General features: G+C 74.1%; 21 protein-coding genes and 1 pseudogene. 12 read left to right on the top strand and 10 right to left on the bottom strand.

Annotated elements, in window-relative coordinates:
• Together V6U89_RS28570 and V6U89_RS28575 are read right to left on the bottom strand one after the other, a co-directional pair.
• Positions 1-345, bottom strand: a pseudogene (locus tag V6U89_RS28570) (hypothetical protein); the annotation flags it as partial.
• Between the two features lie 292 nt (positions 346-637).
• Positions 638-2,119, bottom strand: coding sequence for an aminopeptidase P family protein (locus V6U89_RS28575; protein WP_334575965.1), 1,482 nt, complete (start codon positions 2,117-2,119; stop codon positions 638-640).
• A 110-nt stretch (positions 2,120-2,229) separates the two neighbouring features.
• Here V6U89_RS28575 and asnB point away from each other — a divergent pair, with 110 nt between their 5' ends.
• On the top strand, positions 2,230-4,191 hold the full coding sequence (gene asnB / locus V6U89_RS28580) for an asparagine synthase (glutamine-hydrolyzing) (protein ID WP_334576036.1): 1,962 nt from the start codon (positions 2,230-2,232) through the stop codon (positions 4,189-4,191).
• Between the two features lie 123 nt (positions 4,192-4,314).
• Here asnB and V6U89_RS28585 read toward each other — a convergent pair whose 3' ends face one another.
• Positions 4,315-5,373, bottom strand: coding sequence for a lytic polysaccharide monooxygenase auxiliary activity family 9 protein (locus tag V6U89_RS28585; protein ID WP_334575967.1), 1,059 nt, complete (start codon positions 5,371-5,373; stop codon positions 4,315-4,317).
• 338 nt (positions 5,374-5,711) lie between these two features.
• Between V6U89_RS28585 and V6U89_RS28590 the strand changes: the two genes are divergently transcribed.
• Positions 5,712-6,644, top strand: coding sequence for a PfkB family carbohydrate kinase (locus V6U89_RS28590; protein ID WP_334575969.1), 933 nt, complete (start codon positions 5,712-5,714; stop codon positions 6,642-6,644).
• Between the two features lie 170 nt (positions 6,645-6,814).
• Here the strand turns inward: V6U89_RS28590 and V6U89_RS28595 are convergent, their stop codons facing one another.
• Both V6U89_RS28595 and V6U89_RS28600 read right to left on the bottom strand, forming a co-directional pair.
• A complete protein-coding gene (locus V6U89_RS28595; RefSeq protein ID WP_334575971.1) occupies positions 6,815-7,645 on the bottom strand; it encodes an MBL fold metallo-hydrolase in 831 nt (276 codons plus the stop codon).
• Complete coding sequence (locus tag V6U89_RS28600) at positions 7,642-8,046, bottom strand: thioesterase family protein (protein ID WP_154936076.1); 405 nt, start codon at positions 8,044-8,046, stop codon at positions 7,642-7,644. The genes V6U89_RS28595 and V6U89_RS28600 overlap by 4 nt, the downstream gene beginning before the upstream one ends.
• 148 nt (positions 8,047-8,194) lie before the next feature.
• Here V6U89_RS28600 and V6U89_RS28605 point away from each other — a divergent pair, with 148 nt between their 5' ends.
• Positions 8,195-9,334: a phosphatase PAP2 family protein gene (locus V6U89_RS28605; RefSeq protein WP_334575973.1), complete on the top strand. Its 1,140-nt coding sequence runs from the start codon at positions 8,195-8,197 to the stop codon at positions 9,332-9,334.
• Between the two features lie 164 nt (positions 9,335-9,498).
• On the opposite strand, the gene V6U89_RS28610 is transcribed toward V6U89_RS28605, so the two are convergent.
• The 3 genes from V6U89_RS28610 to V6U89_RS28620 form a co-directional block, all read right to left on the bottom strand.
• A complete protein-coding gene (locus tag V6U89_RS28610) occupies positions 9,499-10,863 on the bottom strand; it encodes a PH domain-containing protein (protein ID WP_442933999.1) in 1,365 nt (454 codons plus the stop codon).
• Positions 10,864-11,273: 410 nt separating this feature from the next.
• Positions 11,274-11,792: a PH domain-containing protein gene (locus tag V6U89_RS28615; RefSeq protein WP_334575975.1), complete on the bottom strand. Its 519-nt coding sequence runs from the start codon at positions 11,790-11,792 to the stop codon at positions 11,274-11,276.
• A gap of 22 nt (positions 11,793-11,814) precedes the next feature.
• A complete protein-coding gene (locus V6U89_RS28620; protein ID WP_334575977.1) occupies positions 11,815-12,045 on the bottom strand; it encodes a hypothetical protein in 231 nt (76 codons plus the stop codon).
• Between the two features lie 236 nt (positions 12,046-12,281).
• On the opposite strand from V6U89_RS28620, the gene V6U89_RS28625 reads away from it, so the two are divergent.
• The 7 genes from V6U89_RS28625 (at position 12,282) to V6U89_RS28655 (ending at position 19,404) form a co-directional block, all read left to right on the top strand.
• Positions 12,282-13,403: an AAA family ATPase gene (locus V6U89_RS28625; RefSeq protein ID WP_334575979.1), complete on the top strand. Its 1,122-nt coding sequence runs from the start codon at positions 12,282-12,284 to the stop codon at positions 13,401-13,403.
• Positions 13,382-14,386 carry a DUF58 domain-containing protein gene (locus V6U89_RS28630; protein ID WP_334576043.1) on the top strand — a complete coding sequence of 335 codons (1,005 nt, stop codon included), beginning with the start codon at positions 13,382-13,384 and terminating at the stop codon, positions 14,384-14,386. Before V6U89_RS28625 ends, V6U89_RS28630 begins: the two co-directional genes overlap by 22 nt.
• A complete protein-coding gene (locus tag V6U89_RS28635; protein WP_334575981.1) occupies positions 14,383-15,333 on the top strand; it encodes a VWA domain-containing protein in 951 nt (316 codons plus the stop codon). The genes V6U89_RS28630 and V6U89_RS28635 overlap by 4 nt, the downstream gene beginning before the upstream one ends.
• A gap of 667 nt (positions 15,334-16,000) precedes the next feature.
• Positions 16,001-16,705: a beta-ketoacyl-ACP reductase gene (locus V6U89_RS28640; RefSeq protein WP_334575983.1), complete on the top strand. Its 705-nt coding sequence runs from the start codon at positions 16,001-16,003 to the stop codon at positions 16,703-16,705.
• A 23-nt stretch (positions 16,706-16,728) separates the two neighbouring features.
• The gene (fabI, locus tag V6U89_RS28645; RefSeq protein WP_154936082.1) at positions 16,729-17,496 is read left to right on the top strand and encodes an enoyl-ACP reductase FabI; all 768 of its coding nucleotides are present in this window, start codon (positions 16,729-16,731) and stop codon (positions 17,494-17,496) included.
• Between the two features lie 60 nt (positions 17,497-17,556).
• On the top strand, positions 17,557-18,588 hold the full coding sequence (locus V6U89_RS28650) for a ferrochelatase (protein ID WP_334575986.1): 1,032 nt from the start codon (positions 17,557-17,559) through the stop codon (positions 18,586-18,588).
• A gap of 36 nt (positions 18,589-18,624) precedes the next feature.
• Entirely contained in the window at positions 18,625-19,404 is a 780-nt protein-coding gene (locus V6U89_RS28655) for an HAD-IIA family hydrolase (RefSeq protein ID WP_154936084.1), read from the top strand.
• 72 nt (positions 19,405-19,476) lie between these two features.
• On the opposite strand, the gene V6U89_RS28660 is transcribed toward V6U89_RS28655, so the two are convergent.
• Entirely contained in the window at positions 19,477-20,271 is a 795-nt protein-coding gene (locus V6U89_RS28660) for a hypothetical protein (protein WP_334575989.1), read from the bottom strand.
• 294 nt (positions 20,272-20,565) lie between these two features.
• On the opposite strand from V6U89_RS28660, the gene V6U89_RS28665 reads away from it, so the two are divergent.
• Entirely contained in the window at positions 20,566-21,378 is an 813-nt protein-coding gene (locus V6U89_RS28665) for a DUF3097 domain-containing protein (RefSeq protein ID WP_334575991.1), read from the top strand.
• A gap of 325 nt (positions 21,379-21,703) precedes the next feature.
• On the opposite strand, the gene V6U89_RS28670 is transcribed toward V6U89_RS28665, so the two are convergent.
• Positions 21,704-23,017 carry a serine hydrolase domain-containing protein gene (locus tag V6U89_RS28670; RefSeq protein WP_334575993.1) on the bottom strand — a complete coding sequence of 438 codons (1,314 nt, stop codon included), beginning with the start codon at positions 23,015-23,017 and terminating at the stop codon, positions 21,704-21,706.
• 91 nt (positions 23,018-23,108) lie between these two features.
• Between V6U89_RS28670 and V6U89_RS28675 the strand changes: the two genes are divergently transcribed.
• The gene (locus V6U89_RS28675) at positions 23,109-23,582 is read left to right on the top strand and encodes an NfeD family protein (RefSeq protein WP_334575995.1); all 474 of its coding nucleotides are present in this window, start codon (positions 23,109-23,111) and stop codon (positions 23,580-23,582) included.
• Positions 23,583-23,587: the final 5 nt, after the last annotated feature.

The following is a 23,587-nucleotide window of genomic DNA, read 5'->3' on the forward strand; positions in this document are numbered from 1 at the left end:
GTCGTCACACGGCACCTCCCGCACCCGCCCGTGCTCGTCACGATCCCGGTCCTTGTCCCGGTCGCGGTCGCTACCGGCCCGGTCGTCGTGTCCCTTGCCCTTGTCGTCGCGCTTGTCGGAGTCCGGGCCCGCATCGCTGACGTTCTGCTTCGGCGCCGCCTGCGAGTCGCTGGCCCGCTGCGGGTCGTCGGAGTTGTCGTTGCGGGCCGCCAGCCCGCCCAGTGCCGCCAGGCCGACGACGCCGGTCAGGCCGGCCACGCCGGTGGCGACCCACAGCTTGCGTCGCCTAGTCGACGACAGGGCCGAAGGGGCCCCGCCGTCGGGAGTCGTTAGGTCGTTGGACATCAGAGCCTTCCGCCCTTTCCTGCTACCAGACGGGCTCGTACCACCTGAGCGGCACGAGCAGCTACAAATGGGTTGCAGCCTGTTATCCACACCGTATGAGAAGGATCCTCGCGACGCGGACGTATCTGAAAAAACCCCGCATTTCCCTCACGTCGGGCGGGCGGGCGCAGCGGGGCGCAGGTCGTGAAGAAGGTGGTGAGCAGCGCAAACAGCGGCGGGCCCCGCCACCGGTGCCGCGACGACGGAAACGTCGCAGACACCGGCGGCGGGGCCCGCCGGGGGTCGTACCGGGTCAGCCGGGCAGGCGCGGACCCGCCTCGCGCTGCTCGGCCAGCCAGGTCTCCACCTCGTCCGAGCGGCGGGGCAGGCCGGCCGAGAGGTTCACCGCGCCGGTCGCGGTGACCAGGATGTCGTCCTCGACGCGCACGCCGATGCCGCGCAGCTCCTCGGGGACCAGCTCGTCCTCGGGCTGGAAGTACAGCCCCGGCTCGACGGTCAGCACGTAGCCCTCGCCGAGCGGGCCGTCGCGGTAGTGCTCCTTGCGCGCGTTGGCGCAGTCGTGCACGTCGATGCCGAGCATGTGGCTGGTGCCGTGCAGCGTCCACCGGCGGTAGACCGTCGACGCCGGGTCCATCGCCTCGTCCACGCTCACCGGGAGCAGGCCGAGGTCCTTGAGCGCCTCGGCGAGGACCCGCATCGCGGTCAGGTGGACCTCCCGGAACGCCACTCCGGGCTTGATGATGTCGATGCCGGCCTGCTGGGCGGCGTACACCGCGTCGTAGACCTGGCGCTGCAACGGGGTGAACCGGCCGTCGACCGGCAGCACCCGGGTGACGTCCGCGGTGTAGAGGTTGCGGTTCTCCACGCCCATGTCCATCAGCAGCAGCTCACCCGGGCGGGTGGCGCCGTGGTTGTGCACCCAGTGCAGGATCGTGGCGTGCTCGCCGGCACCGACGATCGAGCCGTACCCGACGTCGTTGCCGTCGTGCCGGGCGCGCAGCGCGAAGATGCCCTCCAGCAGCCGCTCGGAGACCCCGCGGTCGGCCGGCAGCCCCCGGGCCACGTCCTCGAAGCCGCGTACGGTCGCGTCGACGGCGTCCTGGAGCTGGGCGATCTCCCACTCGTCCTTGACCAGCTTCAGCTCGGAGATCGCGATGGCCAGCTCGCGGTCGCGGGCCGGCTGGCCGTCGGCGCGGGGGCCGTCCCAGGGCCGCACGGCCGCGTCCACCCGGGCGTCGAAACCGCGCAACACCCGGGTACGCCCCGGCGCCAGCCCGGCCAGCGCCGCGTCCAGCTCGGTGAGGTCCTCGGTCGGCAGGCCCAGCTCGGTCGACTTCTCCGCCAGGGTGTGCCGCCGGCCGACCCACAGCTCGCCGTGCCGGCTGCGGAAGAACTCGTCGGTCTTCCGGGAGGACCGGGGACGCATGTACAGGGTGGCGTCGTGCCCGGAGCCGTTCGGACGCAGCACGAGCACGCTGTCCGGGTCGTGGTCGCCGGTCAGATAGACGAAGTCGCTGCCCGGCCGGAACGGGTGGTCGGTGTCGTTGGCGCGTACCTTCTCGCCGCCGGTCGGGATGACCAGCGTCTCGCCCGGGAAGGCCGCCGAGAGCGCGGCCCGGCGCTTGGCGTGGTTGGGCACCTCGGGACGCGGGCCGACCGGCAGGGTGGTGTCCCGCCAGCCCTGGCGCATGAAGTCCAGGAACGCCTGCGGGAAGTCCGGGTCGTGCGATTCGGTGCCGTCCGCCGGCTTTCCGCTCGTCCGGTCCTCGGTCATGGTCCGCTCCCTTCGCCTCGTTGCTGGTCCAGACGGTACCTGCCCGGTCCCGGTCGGAAGAGCCTGCGGTGCCGCGACGGCCGCTTCACGCGCGTGGAAAGATGACCACCATGTGCGGACTCCTGGCCTTCTTCAGTGCGCGCGGCGACGCCGCCGCTCACCGCGACAACATCGCCGGGGCGTTGGAATGCCTGCACCACCGCGGCCCGGACGAGACCGGTGTCGAGGTGGTCGGGGACGCCTCCGGCCGGTACGCGGACGGGGTGTTCGCGCACAAGCGCCTGGCGATCATCGACGTGGCCTCCAGCCACGAACCGCTGCCGTACGCCGACGGCCGCTACCTGCTCACCTTCAACGGTGAGATCTACAACTACATCGAGCTGCGCGACGAGCTGGTGCGCACCTACGGCGCCCAGTTCGCCACCGCCGGCGACGGCGAGGTGATCGTCGCCGGCTACCACTACTGGGGCGAGCAGGTGCTCACCCGGCTGCGCGGCATGTTCGCCTTCGTCATCTGGGACCGGCAGGAGCGGCGGGCCTTCGGCGCCCGCGACTACTTCGGCATCAAGCCGCTGCACTACCTGGAGACCGCCGACGGGCTCTACCTCGCCTCGGAGAAGAAGGCGCTGCTGCCCTTCGCGCAGTCGAACTACGAGGGCGACGCCGGCATCGACACGGCCAACCTGAGCCACTACCTGACCCTCCAGTACGTGCCGGAGCCCGGCACCCTGCACAAGGGGATCCGGCGGATCGGCTCGGGCGAGTACCTGACCTGGACCCCGGGCGGGCGCATCGACGTGCGCCGGTGGTACCGGCCGGTGTTCCACCCCGCCCCGGTCGCCGACGAGCAGCGGCTCTACCACGAGATCCGGGAGACCCTGCGGGAGAGCGTCCGGATGCACATGCGCTCGGACGTGCCGGTCGGCTCGTTCCTGTCCAGCGGGATCGACTCGACCGCGGTGGTGGCCCTGGCCCGGGAGTTCAACCCGAACATCCTCACCTTCACCGTCGGGTACGACGTGCCCGGCTACTCCGAGATCGACGTGGCCCAGGAGTCGGCCCGGCACCTCGACGTGACCACCATCCCGACCAAGATCGGGCCGCAGGACATGATCGACGCCCTGCCGAAGATCGTCTGGCACCTGGACGACCCGGTGGCCGACCCGGCGCTGGTGCCGCTCTACTTCGTGGCCAAGAAGGCCGCCGAGCACGTCACGGTGGTCCTTTCCGGCGAGGGCGCGGACGAGTTCTTCGGCGGGTACACGATCTACCGGGAGCCGCTCTCCCTCGGCGCGGTCAACGGCCTGCCGGGCGGGGTGCAGAAGGGCCTGCGCGCGGTCTCCAAGGCGATCCCGCAGGGGGTCAAGGGCAAGAGCTTCCTGGAGCGCGGCACCACCCCGATCGAGCAGCGCTACTACGGCAACGCCCGGATGTTCACGGAGGAGGAGAAGCAGCACCTGCTGCGCCGCTACGACCCCTCGGTCCGCTACACCGACGTGACCGCACCGATCTACGCGGAGTGCACCGAGCTCGACGACGTCACCAAGATGCAGTACGTCGACCTCTACACCTGGCTGCGCGGCGACATCCTGGTCAAGGCCGACCGGATCTCGATGGCCCACTCGCTGGAGGTGCGGGTGCCCTTCCTCGACCGGGCGGTCTTCGACGTGGCCGCCGGCATCCCGGTCGACCTGAAGCTCCCGCCGCGCTCGGACGCCACCAAGTACGCCATGCGCCAGGCGTTGCAGGGCGTGGTGCCGCCGGCCATCGTCAACCGCAAGAAGCTGGGCTTCCCGACCCCGACCCGGGTCTGGCTGCGCGGCGAGATGTACGAGTGGGCCCGGCACGTGCTGGCCACCTCCGGCGCGGGCGACCTGATCGACCTGTCGTACGCGATGCGGCTGCTGGACGAGCACAAGCGGGAGGAGGCGGACCACTCCCGCAAGGTGTGGACCGTGCTGATCTTCTGCATCTGGCACGCCATCTTCGTGGCCAAGACCCTCGACCCCGGCATCCAGCGCAACCAGTCCGCCCTGCTCACCAAGCCCGTGGTCGGCTCCATGGTCCGCTGACGGCCGGGCCCGGCGCGCCCCGCGCGCGCCACCGCCGTTGATCAAGAGGTTTGCGTCGACCGGAGTCCGCTCCGGCGACGCAAACCTCTTGATCGTCTCAGCGGCCCGTCGGTGGGCGGGAGGTCAGCGGCCGGAGCAGGTGACGGTGGGCAGGGTGTTGGTGCCGGTGGTGGTCGCGGTGAAGCCGAACGTGGTGGTGCCCTCGGGGGCGATCGTGCCGTTCCAGGCCGCGTTGGCGACCGTCACCGCCGATCCGGAGGAGCTCACCGTGCCGTTCCAGAGGCTGCTGATCGACTGACCGCTGGGCCACGTCCAGCTGGCCACCCAGCCGCCGTACGTCCGGGCGCTGTGATTCATGATCATGACCTCGCCCTGGAAGCCGCCGGGCCAGGAGTTGAGCACCTTGTAGACCGCCATGCAGTCGCCGCCCGGCGGCGGCGTGGTGGGGCTCGGCGGAGGTGTCGTGCCGCCGCCGGAACCGACCCCGGTCACCTCACCGTTGCCCCCGTCGAAGGTGACGTCCGAGCAGCCGAAGAAGTTCTCCTGACTGTCCGAGCGGACCCAGCGGGAGTAGACGATGTGCCGGCCGCTCTTGCCGGACGGCAGGTTGCCGCTGAAGTAGTAGTGCCCGTCGTTGGTGCCGACCGCGCCGCGCTGCGGCGGGTTGGTCACCGTCAGGAAGGGCTGCTCCTCCAGGTCGGTCCAGGCCAGCGGCCGGGTCGGGCTCCAGCTGTCCTTCGTGACGTGGAAGTAGAACGTGCCCGGGTGGTGGGCCCAGTTGCTGTAGCGGAAGTCCAGCCGCGCCCCGGCGGTCAGGTGGGTCACCGGCCAGTCGGTGCGGGCCAGGTCGTACCCGGCGAAACCGGGGTTGCCGCCGCTGCACAGCTTGCCGTCGGGAATGAAGCCGACGGTCCGGCCGCCGGCGTCCGAGCGGAGCACGCTGAACCAGTTGTAGAGGGAGTTGGCGCCGCTCTGCGCGACCGCCGCCGAGCAGGCCGGGTTGACCGGCCTGATCTCGCCGGTCGGGCTGAGGCCGTCCCTCCAGCACAGGTAGGTCCGGCTGCCCGGAGTCATCGCCGCGCCGTGCGCGGCGGCCGGATCTGGACCGGAGGTCAGGGCGACGGCGCCCAGGGCGAGGGTGGCGGCCGCGGTGAGCAGGGCGGCCGTACGGGAACGGATCACGAGTTTCTCCTGACCCGCGGGGCGGCGCGACGGCCGGCCCCGCTGTGACGAGCGGATGCGACGATCGCGGCGCCACGGCCGGCGGCCCGGGAGTCGGGGAGGGCCGGATGGCCGCGCACCGCCCTCGGTCCGCGTCCCGCGGACCGGTGCCCTCGCGTCGGCTCCAGCTCGGCGCCGGTGGTGCGGCAGCCCCCGCACCGGTCCGGCACGCGTCATCCCACCACGCCCCGGCGACCCGGCGCAATAGTCGTTGCTCGATACGCCGAGACGGGGCTTCGCGCCCGCCGTGGCGGGCACTGTGCCAGCCTGGTACGAAGCGACGGACGCTGGGAGGCGACGTGGGATACGCGGTGGTGCTCGGTGAGGCGCTGGTCGACCTGCTCGACGCCGAGTGCGAGGGCCGGCCGGTCTTCCGGCAGGAGATCGGTGGTGGCCCGCTCAATGTCGCCGTCGGGGTGTCCCGGCTCGGCGGCGTGGCCGAGTTCGTCGGGTCGTTCGGCGACGACGTGCTGGCCGGCCGGATCCGCGCCTTCCTCGCCGACGCCGGCGTCGGGCTGGCCGGCGCGGTCGCCGTCGGGGTGCCCACCACCCTCGCGGTCACCACGCACGCCGGCGCCGAGCCCGACTTCCGCTTCTACGGCGAGCCGCCCTCGTACGGCCTGCTCACCGCCGACAACCTGGACCTGGCCCTGATCGAGGGCGCCGACGTGCTCTACTGCGGGTCGATCGTGCTGCTCTGCCCGCCGGTGCTCGCCGCCGCGCGGCGGGCCTGGTCGCTCGCCACCGGCCTGCGGGTGTTCGACCCCAACGTGCGGCCCCGGCTGCTGGACGGGCCGTCGACGCTGGACGGGCTGCGGGAGGTGGTCGCGGAGTTCGCCGCCGGGGCGCACCTGGTCAAGCTGAGCGAGGCCGACGCCCAGCTGCTCTACCCGCGCGAGCCGGTCGAGGGGGTCGCGGCGTACCTGCGCGAACTGGGGGCGGGCACCGTCGTGGTCACCCTCGGCGCGGCCGGCGCGATCGTCGCGGCCGGCCCCGATCCGGTACGCGTGCCCGCGCCGAAGGTGCGCGCGGTCGACGCCACCGGCGCGGGCGACTCGGTGATGGCCGCGCTCATCGCCGACCTGCTGGTCGACGGGGAGCCGGCCGAGCCGACCGACTGGCACCAGCGGGTGGCGTTCGCGCTGCGGGTCGCCGGCCTGGTCTGCGAGTCGCCCGGCGGGGCGGTGGCGATGCCCACCCGCGCCGAGGTGCTGGCCCGCTTCGTCGACTGAGCCGGCCTGGCCGCCCCCGACCCGCCGTCCGCGCCGCCGTTCCGGCCCTGGACGGCCCGCCGCCGATCGCCGCCGGTGCGGCCGCGACGGTGCCGACTCCTCGCGACCCTCCGCGCCGCGGACCGACCGCCACTCGGCGATGGGCCGCCCCGATCCGGGACGGCCGGGTGTCAGGGGGAGCCGTTGAGTTCGGCGTACCCGCGGCGGGCGGCGATCAGGGCGGGTCGGGCGCCGAAGGGCGCCTCGGCGGCGACCCGCTCGGGCGGGGCACTGCCGGTGTGGGCGGCGCGGATCAGCCAGGCCAGGTCGACCAGCTGGCGGTGCTGGGCCCGGACGAACTCGGCGTCGACCGGATCGCCGTGCCCGGGCACGACCACCGTCGCGGGCGTGGTGAGCCGCAGCAGCTCGGCCACCGCGTCCGGCCACTGCAACGGGTACGAGTCCTCGAAGGCGGGCGGCCCGCTCTGCTCCACCAGGTCCCCGGCGACCAGCACGTCGGCGTCGGGCACGTGCACCACCAGGTCGGCGTCGGTGTGCCCGCGCCCCGGGTGACGCAGCACCACCCGGCGGCCCCCGACGTCGAGCACCGCCTCGGTGAGCACGGTGTGCGTCGGGGCGAGCAGCTCCGTCCCGGCCACCTCGGCGGCGAACTCCGGCCGCTCGCCCCGCAGCTCCTCGTACGCCTCCCGGCGCAGCGCGTCCGGCCGCTCGCGCAGCGCGGCGGCGGCCAGCTCGTGCGCGTACACCGGGCGGGGTGGGTCGGCGGCGAGGGTGGCGTTGCCGAAGCAGTGGTCGTAGTGGTGGTGGGTGTTGACCAGCGTCCACGGATGGCCGGTGACCGCCCGGGCCGCCGCGGCCAGCTCGGCGGCCTGCCCGGCGGTGGAGAGGCTGTCCACCAGCAACGCCTCCCCGTCCCCGACGACCAGGGTGACGTTGACGTCGAGCAGCGGCTCGCGCAGCACGTGGACCCGGTCGGCGACCTCCACGAACCGGAGGGTCATGACACCCGCGCCGCACGCGCCACGAAGCGCTGCCGGTCGACCAGCGCCCGCTCCACCCGGCCCTCGGCCACCGTCTCGCCACCGTCGGTGACCGTGACCTCGAACACCAGCCGCCGCCCGGCGACCTCGGCGAGCCGGGCCTGCGCCACCACCGTCCGCCCGACCGGCGTCGCCGCGCGGTGCTCCAGCTCCACCCGGCTGCCCACGGTCGTCGAGCCGGCGGGCAGGTGGGTGGCGGTGGCCGCGACGGTGGCCGCCTCGGCCAGCGCGAGCAACCGGGGCGTGCCGAGCACCGGCACGTCGCCGGAGCCCACCGCCTGCGCGGTGTCGGCGTCGGTGACGGTCAGCTCCACCCGGGCGGTCAGCCCGGTCGGGAAGGGGGTGTCCGACTGCTCTTGCATGGGCTCAGCGTAGGTGTTCGACGGCGGCCCCGGCCACGACGACGGCGAACCGGACCACCCGTCGCCGGGCGGCCCGCGGTGGCCGGGCCGGGCCGGGGGAGGCAGCCGGCCCGGTGGTCCCCGTCAGCCGCCGTTAACCTTGACCGCGATGGCCGTCGTGACTGACCCCCAGCCCCCCGCCCCCACCGGACCGACCGCGTCCGCCGACGGCGGGCGTCGCCGCGTGATCGCGATGGCGGTCTGGGGCGCCGCCTTCGTCGTCGCCTGGCTGGCCATCGGCCTGCCGACCGACCCGGCGTACGCGTTCGTCTGGATCTGGGCGGCGACGATCGCCTGGAACTCGTCCCGCCCGTGGCGCAGCCACCTGCACTTCGCCCGGGACTGGGTGCCGGTGGTGCTGCTGCTGGCCGCGTACAACCTCTCCCGGGGCTTCGCCGACAACGGGGCGACCCCGCACGCCTACGAGTTGATCATCGCCGACCGGGTGATGTTCGGCTGGGCCACCGGCGGCGAGGTGCCGACGGTCTGGCTCCAGGAGCACCTCTACCGGCCCGACGTGCAGTGGTGGGACGTCCTGGCCAGCTGGGTCTACTTCTCCCACTTCGTGGTGGCGCTGGCCGCCGCCGCGGTGCTCTGGTTGCGCGACCGGGGCCGGTGGGCGGCGTTCATGCGGCGCTGGGGGTTCCTCTGCGCCACCGGCCTGGTCACCTACTTCCTCTACCCGGCCGCCCCGCCCTGGTGGGCGGCGCAGAACGGCCTGCTCACCGAGGTCGCCCGGATCTCCACCCGGGGCTGGAAGGCGTTCGGCATGCACGGCGCCGGCAACCTGCTCAACGCCGGGCAGATCGCCAGCAACCCGGTCGCCGCGATGCCGTCGCTGCACACCGCGTTCGCCCTGTTCGTCGTGCTGTTCTTCCTCCGGGCGACCCGGAAGCGGTGGTGGCCGCTGCTGCTGGCGTACCCGCTGGCGATGACCTTCACCCTGGTCTACTGCGGCGAGCACTACGTGATCGACGTGCTGGTCGGCTGGGCGTACGTGGGGATGACCTTCCTGGTGGTCGGGCTCGCCGAGCGCTGGTGGGCGGCCCACCGGGCCCGCCGCCCGCTGGCGGCCCCGCCGACCACGGCCTCCCCGGCGGCAGTCTCCCCGGCCACGGCCGAGCCCGTCGCTACCGAGCCGGTCGCCGTCGAGTCGGCCGTCGCTGAGCCGGTCGTCGCTGAGCCGGCTGGCGCTGGCCCGGCTGGCGCGCCGGCCGGGCAGCCGGCGGAGCAGCGCGCCGCCCGCTGAACCGTCGGCGAACCCGCCGCGCCACTCGCCGCGCCGTCAGCGGGCGCGATGCGCCACTCGCCGGGCCAGCGGGGACGCGCCGCGCCACTCGCCGGGCCAGCGGGGACGCGCCGCGCCGCTCGTCGGATCGTCGGCGCGAACGCGCCGCGCCACTGGCCGGATGGTCAGCGGGGGCGCCGGGCGGCGTGCGCCCGGGCGATCAGCTCGGCGGCGAGCGCCCACGCCTCGGCCAGATCCCGGTCGTGCGCCGCGGCGCCCGACCCGCCCGCGGTGTCGGCGTGCACCGTCGCCAGCCGCAGCCGCCGCTGCGCCGGCCCCTGCACCACGCGCACGCTCTGGATCCGGGCGTACGGCACGATCGCCAGCTGCCGGGTCAGCAGCCCGGAGCGGACGGCGAAGACGCGCTCGCCCAGCCCGGCGCCGAGCACCCGCACGCTGAGCGGCCGTAGCCAGCGGGCCCGGGCCGGCGGGGGCGTCAGCGGCAGGGCGGTCAGCCGCACCCCGGGCAGCACCTCGGCGACGATCTCCTCGCCGGTACGCAGGTCGCCGACGGGCAGCAGCCGGTCCGGCCGGTTCCGGTCGTCCTGCTCGCCACCGGAGTAGCCGGCCACCTCCAGCCGCAGCCGCAGCCAGCCCTTCATTCGCCAGAGCAGCGGCCAGGTCACCCCGACCGTCTGCACCCGGTCCAGCGGCACGGTCTGTACCCGGGTCTCCAGCAGGCCGTTGCGGACGCGCAGGTGGTCCTCCTCCCGGTCCAGCCGGAAGCTCCAGTCGTCGAGCACCCGGCGGGCCGGTTGCAGGATCACACCGGCCATCGCGGTCAGCGTGCTGGCCACCGCGATGAACGACCAGGAGCCCGCGGAGAGGAACTGGCCCGCCACGAACGCCAGGCCGAACGGGAGCAGGAACGCCTGCGGGGTGAGCAGCTGGCTGACCAGCAGGTCGGTGTTGCGGACGGCGTGCAGCGGCCGGCCGGCCGGCTCCGGCGGCACCCCGGTCCGTTCGACGGCCGGCGCGACCTCCCCGCCGGCGGTTCGACCCGCCACGGCGAGCAACCGCTGCCGCAACGCCTCCGCTTCGGCGACGCTCAGATAGGCCAGCGGGGCCTCGGTCTTGCCGCCGCCCACCACCTCCAGCCGCAGCTCGGCCAGGCCGGTGAGCTGGGCGAGCAGGGGACGCACCACCTCCACCGCCTGCAACCGTTCCAGCGGGATCGCCCGGGTACGCCGCCAGAGCAGCCCCTCGTGCACCCGTAGCTCCCGCCCGACGATGTGGTAGCCGGTGTTCCACCAGCTGATCACCGCCAGCACGGTCGCGCCCAGAGCGAGTACCACCACCATCACGGCGAACACGCCGAAGCCCACCCGGGACAGGGTCGACCAGGACAGGCCCGCGATCACCACGACCAGCGACTTCGCCCCGTGCAGCACCGGGCTGAGCGGGTGCAGCCGTTGCCGCGGCTCCTCCCCGGCCGGGCCGGGTGTGGGGGCGTACCCGGCGGTGGGGGCGTGGGGCGGTGCGCCGGGCACGGTCCCGCGGCCCCCGGGCACGGGACCGTGTCCGGGCGGTGGGCCGTATCCGGGCGGCGCGGGCGGTGGGCCGTATCCGGGCGGCGCGGGCGGTGGGCCGGGCGCCGGTTGGCCGACGGTGGAGCCGTATTCGGGGTGACCCGATGTCGGACCGTGCTCCTGTCGGCCGGACGTAGGGCCGTGGACCGGCGGGCCGGACGTCGGGCTGTGCGCCGGTGGGCCGGAGACCGCGCCGTGGACCGGTGGACCGGATGGCGGGTTGTGTGCCGGTGGGCCGGAGACGGGGCCGTATCCGGGTGGGCCGGAGACCGGCTCGGGTCCGGATGGGGCGGCCGGTGCCAGCGGCTCCGACGGGGCCGGAGCGGGGCCGGTGTCGGGCCGGGCCGGTTCCGGCCCGCGCGGCCCGTCGTTCACAGCCCCTCCGCGCGGTCTTCGCCCAGCGCGGTGAGCCGGTCACGCAGCCGGGCCGCCTCCTCCGGCCGCAGGCCGGGCACCCGGGCGTCACTGGCCGCGGCGGCGGTGTGCAGCTGCACGGTGGCCAGGCGGAACGCCCGCTCCAGCGGCCCGGCGCTGACGTCGACGAACTGCATCCGCGAGTACGGCACGATGGAGAGCCGCCGGACCAGCAGCCCGTGCCGGACCAGCAGGTCGTTCTCGCGCTCGGCGTAGCCCCAGGCGCGGACGGCCCGGACGATCGCCACCGCCCGCCAGGCGCCGAGCAGCAGCACCAGCCCGAAGGCGATGCCGAAGGCCCAGTGACCGCTGAGCGCCCAGCCGAGGCCGAGACCGGCCAGCAGCACGGCCAGCAGCATCGCGAGCCGGAGCAGTTCCACCCAGATCAGGTCGCCGGAGATCCGCTGCCACCGGACGGTGTCCGGCCAGGGTTCCAGGGCGCTGACCGGACGCTGAGGTGGCTCGGCGCCGGTCACCGGGAAGATCCGCTCTGCGCGCTCACCGTTCGAGCGTATGCGATCCCGGCAGTGGTGCGACCTCGCGCAGGAAGCCGCGCGCGTCGAGGAAGTCGCCGAGCGACGTCCGGTGCTGCGGGCAGGCCAGCCAGGTCTTGCGCCGCTCCGGGTCGTGCAGGCGGGGATTGTTCCAGCGCAGCGCCCAGACGGCGGGAGCGCGGCAGCCACGGGCCGAACAGTTCGGTGCCTCGTCGGCGGTGCTGGAGTCGGTCACCCGGGGCAGTCTAGGCCGGGGTGCCGGAAGTTTGAGCGCCGGGCGACCACGGGGGGAGCCGCCCGGCGACGGGGTGAATCGTACACGCGCCGGACCCCTGTGTGTCCACCCTCGTTCAGCGATTCGGCGAACGGGACGGCGCGGCGGAAATCGGCTTCTCCCTCCATCGGCTCTCAGCCAGGCATGGGAGTCTTGACACGCACCACGCCGCGACGACCGATCATGCTGGAGGACCGGTGGCCCAGCCGACCACGCCCGACGCCCCGACCCCGAACGGGTCGGCCCCCGAGACGCCCACGCCGGTGAGCACACCGGTGAGCACGCCGGCGGAGGATGCCAGCCTCCTGGAACGGGCGCTGTTCGAGATCAAACGGGTCATCGTCGGCCAGGACCGGATGGTGGAGCGGATGTTCGTCGCGCTCCTCGCCCGCGGCCACTGCCTGCTGGAGGGCGTACCCGGGGTGGCCAAGACGCTGGCGGTGGAGACCCTGGCCAAGGTCGTCGGCGGCGACTTCGCCCGGGTGCAGTTCACCCCGGACCTGGTCCCCGCCGACATCATGGGCACCCGGATCTACCGGCAGTCCAGCGAGAAGTTCGATGTGGAGCTGGGTCCGGTCTTCGTGAACTTCCTCCTCGCCGACGAGATCAACCGGGCTCCGGCGAAGGTGCAGTCCGCGCTGCTGGAGGTGATGAGCGAGCGGCAGGTCTCCATCGGCGGCGAAACCCACCGGGTGCCGAACCCGTTCCTGGTGATGGCCACCCAGAACCCGATCGAGCAGGAGGGCGTCTACCCGCTGCCGGAGGCGCAGCGGGACCGGTTCCTGATGAAGATCGTGGTCGGCTACCCGACCGACGCCGAGGAGCGCGAGATCGTCTACCGGATGGGCGTCGCCCCACCGGAGCCGGCGCAGGTCTTCACCACCGACGACCTGATCGCCCTGCAGCAGAAGGCCGACCAGGTCTTCGTGCACAACGCGCTGGTCGACTACGCGGTCCGGCTGGTGCTGGCCACCCGTACCCCGGCCGAGCACGGCATGCCGGACGTCGCCCGGCTCATCCAGTACGGCGCCAGCCCGCGCGCCTCGCTCGGGCTGGTCCGGGCCACCCGGGCGATGGCCCTGCTGCGCGGCCGGGACTACGCGCTGCCCCAGGACGTGCAGGACATCGCGCCGGACATCCTCCGGCACCGGCTGGTGCTCAGCTACGACGCGCTCGCCGACGACGTGCCCGCCGACCACGTGGTGCACCGGGTCATGTCGACGATCCCGCTGCCCTCGGTGGCGCCCCGCCAGCAGGCGAGCCCGGTGCCGCCGGTCAGCGCGCCCCCCGGCGCCGGCTGGCCCGGGCAGCGGCCGTGACCTCACCCGTGCGCCCGCCCGACGCCGGCGGCGAGCGGACCGAGGCGGTGCTGTCCCGGTTGCAGCTGCTGGTCACCCGCAAGCTCGACGGCCTGCTCCAGGGCGACTACGCCGGACTGCTGCCCGGCCCGGGCAGCGAGGCGGGGGAGTCGCGGGAGTACCGGCCGGGCGACGACGTACGCCGGATGGACTGGCCGGTCACCGCCCGGACGACGATGCCGCACGTACGGCGGACGGTGGCCGACCGGGAGCTGGAGACCTGGCTCGCGGTGGACCTGTCGGCGAGCCTCGACTTCGGCACCGGGCGCTGGCTCAAGCGGGAGGTGGTGATCGCCGCGACCGCCGCCCTGACCCACCTGACGGTGCGCGGCGGCAACCGGATCGGCGCGGTGATCGGCACCGGCGCGGAGACCGTGGCGCCCGCCGGCCGTTGGCGGGCCGCCCCGCCGCCGCCGGGCGGGCCGGGCGTGCTCACCCGGGTGCCGGCCCGCTCGGGTCGCCGGGAGGCGCACGCGTTGCTGCGGGCCGTCGCGCACACCCCGGTCCGACCCGGGCGCAGCGACCTGGGCGCCCTGATCGACCTGCTCAACCGCCCGCCACGGCGGCGGGGCCTGGCGGTGGTGATCTCGGACTTCCTCGCGCCGCCGCAGCAGTGGGGCCGGCCGCTGCGTAAGCTGCGGGTCCGGCACGACGTGCTGGCGATCGAGGTGGTCGACCCGCGCGAGTTGGAGCTGCCGGACGTGGGGGTGCTGCCGGTGGTCGACCCGGAGACCGGGGAGCTGCACGAGGTGCAGACCGCCGATCCCCGGCTGCGCCAGCGGTACGCCGAGGCGGCGGCCGCCCAGCGCGCGGCGATCGCCACCGAGCTGCGCGCCGCCGGCGCCGGGCACCTGCGCCTGCGTACCGATCGAGACTGGCTGCTGGACATGGTGCGATTCGTGGCCGCGCAGCGGCACGCCCGCACCCGGGGGACGACGCGATGATCCGTTTTCTGCAACCGTGGTGGCTGCTGGCTCTGCTGCCGGTGCTGGCCCTCGCCGCGCTCTACGTCTGGCGGCAGAACCACCGCCGGGCGTACGCGATGCGGTTCACCAACGTGGACCTGTTGCGGACGCTGGCGCCGAAGGGCCTGGGCTGGCGGCGGCACGCCGCGGCCACCGCGTTCCTGCTCGCCCTGGTGGCGCTGGCCGCGGGGATGGCCCGCCCGGCGGTGGACACCCGGGAGCCCCTGGAGCGGGCCACCGTCATGCTGGCGATCGACGTCTCACTGTCGATGCAGGCCGACGACGTGGCGCCGAACCGGTTGGAGGCCGCGCAGGAGGCGGCGAAGCAGTTCGTCGGCGAGCTGCCGGAGAGTTACAACCTCGGGCTGGTCTCCTTCGCCAAGTCGGCGAACGTGCTGGTCGCCCCCAGCAAGGACCGGGAGGCGGTGACGGCGGCGATCGACGGGCTGACCCTGGCCGAGGCGACCGCCACCGGCGAGGCGGTCTTCACCTGCCTGGAGGCGATCCGCGCGGTCCCGGCCGACGGCACGGCCGGCATTCCGCCGGCCCGGATCGTGTTGCTCTCCGACGGCTTCCGCACGTCGGGCCGGTCGGTGGAGGAGGCCGCGGCGGCGGCGCAGGCGGCCAACGTGCCGGTCTCCACCATTGCCTTCGGCACCGACTCGGGGCAGGTCGACATCAACGGCCAGCCGCAGCGGGTGCCGGTGGACCGGCTGGCGCTGGCGCAGCTGGCCGAGACCACCGAGGGCTACTTCTACGAGGCGGCCTCGGTCTCCGAGCTGAAGCAGGTCTACCAGGACATGGGCAGCTCGATCGGGTTCCGCACCGAGCCGCGCGAGATCACCCACTGGTACGCGGGGGTGGCCCTGCTGCTCGCGCTCTGCGCCGGCGGGCTGAGCCTGCTCTGGTCGTCCCGGATGCTCTGAGACCCGTCCGGGGTGCGAGCGGGCGGGACGGGTGGCCGTACGGCCGGCGGTGGTCAGTGACCGCCGCCGGCCAGGACGAAGACGACGGCCACCCAGACGGCGGCGAGGGTGAAGCCCAGCGGGGCGACGTAACGGCTCATGGACGGCTCCGGGTGGCGGCTGGACGGTCCGCACGTGCGGGGGCGGACCGCAGGGGTTGAGCAGGACGCGCACACGAAGTCGTGACCGGGCGGCTCCACCGTGGGCCGTCCCTCGAGTGGGACGGCGCGGGCCGGCCACCTCGGCGGTGGCCGAGGCGGGCGGTGCGGGGAGCGGGAGCTGGGTCAGCTCTACCGACTGAGTCGTGGCTCAGCGGGGCTGACGGAGGGCCCGGCCACGACTGGGAGGATCGCTATCTCGCACAGCGATCACCTCCTGCGGTCGGCGGGGCCCGGAACGCGGGCCGGACGCCGACCCGCAAACGCCGATCATCGTACAACGGGGACGCTGCCGCCGCGCACCCGGCCGAGCGTCCGGACCGACCCGGCCGAAGGGTCGATGAGGAGGGGCCGGGCAGGGCGTCCGGACCCCTCGGGCAGGGTCCCGGGCGGTCCGGGCGTTAGCGCTTACCTGTCGGTAACGCCTAGGCTCCGACCGACGCAGAGATCAGCTGAGCAGAGGGGGACCCGTGGCCCGTACCGTGCTGGTGACCGGCGGTAACCGGGGGATCGGCCTGGCCATCGCGCAGGCGTTCGCCAAGCAGGGCGACCGGGTGGCGGTGACCCACCGCAGCGGCGACGCCCCGGCCGGGCTCTTCGGCGTCCGGTGTGACGTCACCGACGCCGCGTCGGTGGACGCGGCCTTCACCGCCATCGAGGCGGAGCTGGGGCCGGTCGAGGTGCTGGTCGCCAACGCCGGCATCACCGACGACACGCTGCTGATGCGGATGTCCGAGGAGCAGTTCACCGGCGTGCTGGACACCAACCTCACCGGTACCTTCCGCTGCGCCAAGCGGGCGTCGACGAAGATGCTCCGGGCGAAGTGGGGTCGGATGATCTTCATCTCCTCGGTGGTCGGCCTCTACGGCGGCGTCGGCCAGGTCAACTACGCGGCCAGCAAGGCCGGCCTGGTGGGCGTGGCCCGCTCGATCACCCGCGAGCTGGGCAGCCGCAACATCACCGCCAATGTGGTCGCCCCCGGCTTCATCGACACCGACATGACCGCCAAGCTGCCCGACGAGCGTCGCGCCGAGTACCGCAAGGCCATCCCGGCCGGCCGGTTCGCCGAGCCGGACGAGGTCGCGGGCGTGGTCACCTGGCTGGCCTCGGACGCGGCCGGCTACATCTCCGGCGCCGTCATCCCGGTCGACGGCGGCCTCGGCATGGGCCACTGAGCACGACGATGGAGGAAACTGCAATGTCCGGACTGCTCGCCGGTAAGCGGCTGCTGGTCACCGGTGTCATCACCGACGCCTCGATCGCCTTCTCGGTGGCGAAGCTCGCCCAGGAGAACGGCGCGCAGGTCGTGCTCACCGGCTACGGCCGGCTCTCCCTGGTCGAGCGGATCGCCAAGCGGCTGCCCGAGCCGGCCCCGGTGATCGAGCTGGACGTGACGAACCCGGAGCACCTGGCCGGCCTGGCCGACAAGGTGCGCGAGCACGTCGACGGCCTGGACGGGGTGGTGCACTCGATCGGGTTCGCCCCGCAGAGCTGCCTCGGCGGCGGCTTCCTCGACGCCCCGTGGGAGGACGTGGCCACCGCCCTCCAGGTCTCCACGTACTCGTACAAGTCGCTGGCCATGGCGGCGCTGCCGCTGATGTCGTCCGGCGGCGCCGTGGTCGGGCTCACCTTCGACGCCACCAAGGCGTGGCCGGTCTACGACTGGATGGGCGTGGCCAAGGCCGGCCTGGAGTCCGCCTCCCGCTACCTCGCGCTGCACCTGGGCAAGCAGGGCATCCGCAGCAACCTGGTCGCCGCCGGCCCGCTGCGCACCATCGCCGCCAAGTCGATCCCCGGCTTCGACCAGTTCGAGGACGCCTGGACCGAACGCGCCCCGCTCGGCTGGAGCCTCACCGACCAGGAGCCGGCCGCCCGGGCCTGCCTGGCGCTGCTGTCCGACTGGTTCCCGGCCACCACCGGCGAGATCGTCCACGTCGACGGCGGCTACCACGCGATCGGCGCCTGAGCCACCGGCGCTCCCGGGGTGGTCGCCGGGCCGGCACGGCCGTCGGGGGAGAATAGGACCATGGCGTACGACGCATTGGTGCTGGTCTCCTTCGGCGGCCCGGAGCGTCCCGAGGACGTGCTGCCCTTCCTGCAGAACGTGACCCGGGGCCGGGGCGTGCCGCCGGAGCGGCTCGAAGAGGTCGCCGAGCACTACCTGCACTTCGGCGGGGTCTCCCCGATCAACCAGCAGAGCCGCGAGCTGCTCGCCGCGATCCGGGCGGACTTCGCCGCGAACGGCGTCGACCTGCCGGTCTACTGGGGCAACCGCAACTGGGACCCGATGCTCGCCGACACGGTGGCGCGGATGCGCGACGACGGGGTCACCCGGGCGCTGGCCTTCGTCACCAGCGCGTACGGCGGCTACTCGTCCTGCCGGCAGTACCAGGAGGACATCGCCGCGGCCCGGGCCGCCGTCGGCGCCGACGCCCCGGTGATCGAGAAGCTGCGCCAGTTCTGGGACCATCCCGGCTTCGTCGAGCCGCACGTCGACGCGGTGCGGGCGGCGCTGGCCCAGCTCGACCCGGCGAAGCGGGACACCACCCGGGTGGTCTTCACCGCGCACTCCATCCCCGTCTCGGCGGCGGCCACCGCCGGCCCGCACGGCGGCCGGTACACCGCGCAGCTGGCGGAGGTCGCCCGGCTGGTGCACGCCGCCGGCGCCTCCGACCTGCCGTACGACCTGGTCTGGCAGAGCCGGTCCGGCCCGCCGCAGGTGCCGTGGCTGGAGCCGGACATCAACGACCACCTGACCGCGCTCGCCGAGTCCGGGGTGACCAGTGTGGTGGTCAGCCCGATCGGCTTCGTCTCCGACCACCTCGAGGTGGTCTGGGACCTGGACACCGAGGCGCTGGAGACGGCCAAGCGACTCGGCCTGGACTTCGTCCGGGCGGGCACCCCGGGTACCGACCCGCGGTTCGTGGCGATGGTCCGCGAACTGGTGGCCGAGCGCACCACGCCCGACGGGGAGCGGCTGCGCCGCCGCCTCGGTGAGCTGCCGATGTGGGACACCTGTCCCACGCCGTGCTGCGTGCCGGCCGCCCGCCGCCCCTGAGACCACCCACTCCGACACCCCCTGGGACGACACACGATGCAGGACCGCAAGCCGGTGCAGAGCTGGCTCACCGACATGGACGGCGTGCTGGTGCACGAGGGCCAGCCCGTGCCGGGCGCCCCCGAGTTCGTCAAGCGGCTGCGCGCCTCCGGCAAGCCGTTCCTGGTGCTGACCAACAACTCGATCTACACCCCGCGGGACCTCCAGGCCCGGCTGGTCCGGATGGGGCTCGACGTGCCGGAGGAGGCGATCTGGTCGTCGGCGCTGGCCACCGGCCAGTTCCTCGCCGACCAGCGGCCGGGCGGCACCGCGTACGTGATCGGCGAGGCCGGGCTGACCACGGCGCTGCACGCGGTCGGCTACGTGCTGACCGACTTCGCGCCGGACTATGTGGTGCTGGGGGAGACCCGCACCTACAGCTTCGAGGCGATCACCAAGGCGGTCCGGCTGATCAACGACGGGGCCAGGTTCATCTGCACCAACCCGGACGTCACCGGCCCGTCGGTGGAGGGCGCGCTGCCCGCGGCCGGCTCGGTCGCCGCGATGATCTCGAAGGCGACCGGAGTGGAGCCGTACTTCGTCGGCAAGCCCAACCCGATGATGATGCGCTCGGCGCTGAACACCATCAACGCGCACTCGGAGACCACCGCGATGATCGGCGACCGGATGGACACCGACATCCTCTGCGGCCTGGAGGCCGGGCTGGAGACCATCCTGGTGCTCACCGGGATCAGCAGCCGGGTCGAGGCGGAGCGGTACCCGTACCGGCCCTCGCGGATCGTCGACTCGGTGGCCGACCTCATCGACGAGATCTGACCCGCCGGCGTCGTGGGCCGGCCGCGCGCCGGCCGGGTGTCCGTCGCCCGTGCGGCCGGCACGGGTACGCCCTCAGGGGCGCAGCGGAGCGTTGCAGGCGGCGACCAGCGCCTGTCGGCACGCGGTGGTGAGCGGACGCAGCGCGGCGTCGCGCTGCTGGGCCTCGTAGTTGTTGATCGCCCCGCCGGGCGCGCTGTGCCCGGCCAGGGCGAGCACCCGGTCCAGCACGGCCGCCCGGGCGAAGAGCCGCCGGGCGCGCGGATCGAATCCGGGCGGCAGGTCGGTGGCGCCGTCCGGGCGGCGCAGCGCCGCGAGGGCCCCGGCCAGCTCGGGCCGCCACTGGGCCACGTCGAGTCGGGTCAGCGCGGCGGTGGTCTCGGCCAGCGCGGCGGCCAGCTCGGCCTCGGCCTCCGCCGCGCCGGGCGCCGCGAGCGACGCCTTCGGCGCGTCGGGCGGCAGCGGGTACACCCGCCAGAGCACGGTCTCCCAGGTCATCCCGGAACCGGACGTGTGCGTGCGCACCTCGGGGATCAACCCCAGCGGCCCGGCGACCACCGCCTCGCCGGCGAGCAGCGCCGCGCCGGCGAAGTCGCCGGGGCCGGGCAGGCCGCGCGGGTCGCCGGGCGCGGGCAGCACCAACCGGATCTCGTCGGGCGAGAGCTTGGCCAGGCTGGGCAGCGCGTCGCGCAGCGGGACGTCGGTCCAGGTGCCGGGCGCGTCCGCGACCAGGTGCTCCTCGTCGCCGGCGATGGATTCGGCGACCTCGTCGTACGGCACCAGGCCGGCGCGCCAGGCGCGCACCCAGGCAACGAACCGGCTCGACCGGCGCGGGGCAAGGGTGGCCGCGCCCGTTGCGGGGGAGGACATGCCGAAAGGGTACGTGGTCCCCGCCCGCCCTGTCTCGACTGCCGCTCCGGCCGCGTCACCTGCCCCGAACTGCCCGCTTCGCCCCCGCCCGCCCGGCTCCGCCGCCACCCCGCCGCAGCCCTGCCCCCCCGCCCCGCCCCCCGGCCCCCACCACCCCGTTGATCATGAAGTTGTTGTCACTCGACGGCGAGTCGGGGCGACAAGTTCATGATCGACGGGCTCGGGCCGGCGCGGGCGCGGGTGCGGCGGCGCGTCGGCGGGCGGCGCGCCGGGGCGGCGGTTAGTTTGATCGACATGGCGCGGCGATACGGCGAGGACGTGCTGGCGGGGGACTGGCGGCGGCGGAAGGTGACCCCGGAGGTCGACGCCGAGCCGGACCTGGTGGTCGAGGACGCCGACTCCGGCTTCTGTGGCGCGGTGGTCGGGTTCGAGTCCGGCGCGGTGGTGCTGGAGGACCGGCACGGTCGGCGGCGCAACTTCCCGCTGCTGCCGGCGGCGTTCCTGCTCGACGGCCGGCCGGTGACGCTGCGCCGTCCGACCCGCGTCCCGGTGCCGGCGGCCCGTCGGCGGACCGCCTCCGGTTCGATCGCGCTCGACAACGTCCGGGCGCAGGTGGCCAAGGCGAGCCGGATCTGGGTGGAGGGCGTGCACGACGCCGCCCTGGTGGAGCGGATCTGGGGTGACGACCTGCGGATCGAGGGCGTGGTGGTCGAGCCCCTGGACGGCATCGACGCCCTCGACGCCGAGGTGCGCGACTTCGGCCCCGGACCGACCAGGCGGCTCGGGGTGCTGGTCGACCACCTGGTGCCCGGCTCCAAGGAGAGCCGGATCGTGGCGAAGGTGACCTCGCCGCACGTGCTGGTCACCGGCCACCCGTACGTCGACGTCTGGCAGGCCGTGAAGCCCGCGGCGCTGGGCATCGCGGCGTGGCCGGTGGTGCCGCCCGGGCGGCCCTGGAAGGAGGGCGTCTGCGCGGCGCTCGGGGTGGCTGAGCCGGCGGACATGTGGCGGCACATCCTGTCCCGCGTCGACAGTTTCGCCGACGTGGAGACGCCGCTGATCAACGCGATGGAACGCCTGATCGACTTCGTCACCGAGCCCGGCTGACCACCCTCGCCACCGCCTTCCCGCGGCACCGCCTTCCGCGCCGCTCCTCCGGCCTGCTCGCGGCGCCTGGCCGGTCTGTCGCCGAGCGACGCCGGATCAGCCGATGAGGGCCTGTTGGCGACATTGTCGAGCTGATGACGCAGACGATTCAGTGGCCTGAGTCGTTCACGTCATCAGCTCGACAGGCTCCGGGCCGGGCCATCGAGGGGAGGGCCTCGGCCGTGCGCTCGCCCGAGGCCGCCCGCCTCGACCGGACACGATCGGCGCGGCCGATTCCGCCACCAGGTCGGCGTGGCCGATCGCCGCCACCGGGCCCGCGCGGCGGTCAGGGCTCCTGGTCGGGGGTGCGGGTGAAGACGAACGTGGCGATGTCGAGGGCGACCGCCCGGCCGGCCGCGTCGCGGACGACGGTGAGGAGCTCGCCGTCCTGGGCGCCGGTGCGGCCCCGCCAGCGGTCCGGGCCCTCCGGGGTGAACCGGAGCACCGGCTCGCCGACCCGGCCGGCCCGCAGCTCGCCCGCCGGGTCGACGCGGAACTCGAACTCGACGCCCATCCACCACCAGCGGCCGGTGAGCTCGGCCAGTTCCTCCGGGGGCGGCGCGGCGGCCGGCCGCCACGGTGTCACCGGCTCGGGCTCGGTGTCGAGCACCAGGGTGAGCAGCTGCCGGGCGAGCCCGCCGAGGTGGGCCGAGCGCAGGCCGTACGCGTTGGCGTAGCCGACCACCGCGGTACGGCTCGGGCGGTGCACGGCCAGCGCGGCCACGTACCCGGGCATCGAGCCGCCGTGTCCGACGTAGACCCGGTCGCCCTCCCGGTAGAGCTCCACCCCGAGGCCGTGCCCGCCGGTCCACGAGTCCAGGTCGCTGATCACCACGGGCGCGCACATCTCGGTCAGCGTCTCCGGGGCGAGCACAGCCGGCGTGGGGTCGGCGAGGAACGCCGCCCAGCGGGCCAGGTCCGCCACGGTGGACCAGAGCTGCCCGGCCGGCGCCATCGCCCCGGTGTCGGTGCGCGGCTCCTCCCGCAGGGTGTCGTGCCAGGGGTGCACCACGTAGCCGCGGGCGTACGGCTCGGTGGCGTCGTAGGTGGTGCGGTACATGCCGAGCGGCGCGAGGAGCTGTTTCCGGGTCAGCTCCGCCCAGGGCGTGCCGGTGACCCGTTCCAGCACCCCGCCGAGCAGCCCGTACGCCAGGTTGGAGTAGTGGTACGCCCGGTGCGGCGGGTACGCGATCTTCTCGGGGGTCAGCCCGGCGACCAGCGTGGCCAGGTCGCCGCCCTCGGTCCGCTCCCACCACTGCCCGTCCGGCTCGCGTTGCAGCCCGCCGGCGTGCCCGAGGACCTGGCGCAGGGTCAGCGCGCCGACCGGCGTGCCGGGCAGGTGCCGCTCCAGCGGGTCGTCCAGGGCGAGCCGACCGGCGTCGCGCTGCTGCATGACCAGGGTGGCCGTCATGGTCTTGCTGATCGAGCCGAGCCGGTACTGCAGGTCGGCGTCGGGACGTGGGTGGTCCCCGGCGGCGGCGAGGTGGGCGAGCGTCCCGTCGCGGACGACACCCAGCACCAGCGACGGCGCGCGGCCGGTGGACTGTGCCTGCGCCACCAGCGCGTCGACCCGGCGGACGGTCTCGGGCAGCAGGGGCACGGCGTTCTCCTCGGTCGGTCGTGGCCTACCCCGGCGAGCTTACTGATCATGGGGGTCGGCGCGGCGTGCGTCGGCGTGTCACGATTGATTGGTGGACGCCGTGGTGTGGGTCGTACTGGGTGTGCTGTTGGGCGTCGCCGAGATCTTCACGACGACGTTCTTTCTGATCATGTTCGCGGCCGGTGCCTTCGCCGCCGCCGGGGCCGCCGCCCTGGGCGCCCCGGTCCCGGTGCAGGCGCTGGTGTTCGCCGCCGTGTCGGTGCTCTCGGTGGCGTTGGTCCGGCCGGTCATCGCCCGGCACGCGCGCAGCGCGCTGGAGACCGGCGAGCAGGCGTTCGGGGTGGAGGCGCTGGAGGGCGCCACCGCGCTGGTGCTGGAGCGGGTCGACGACGGGCGCGGCCTGGTCAAGATCGACGGTGAGCTGTGGAGCGCCCGGGCGTACGACGCGACGCAGTCGTTCGAGCCCGGTGAGCGGGTGCAGGTGATCAAGGTCCGGGGCGCCACCGCCCTGGTGTGGCAGGACGACATTTCCTCCCCCGGCGAGCTGCCGGAAGCGAAAAGGTGAGCGGT

Source organism: Micromonospora sp. CPCC 206171 (genome assembly GCF_036906755.1).
GTDB classification, from domain to species: domain Bacteria; phylum Actinomycetota; class Actinomycetes; order Mycobacteriales; family Micromonosporaceae; genus Micromonospora; species Micromonospora purpureochromogenes.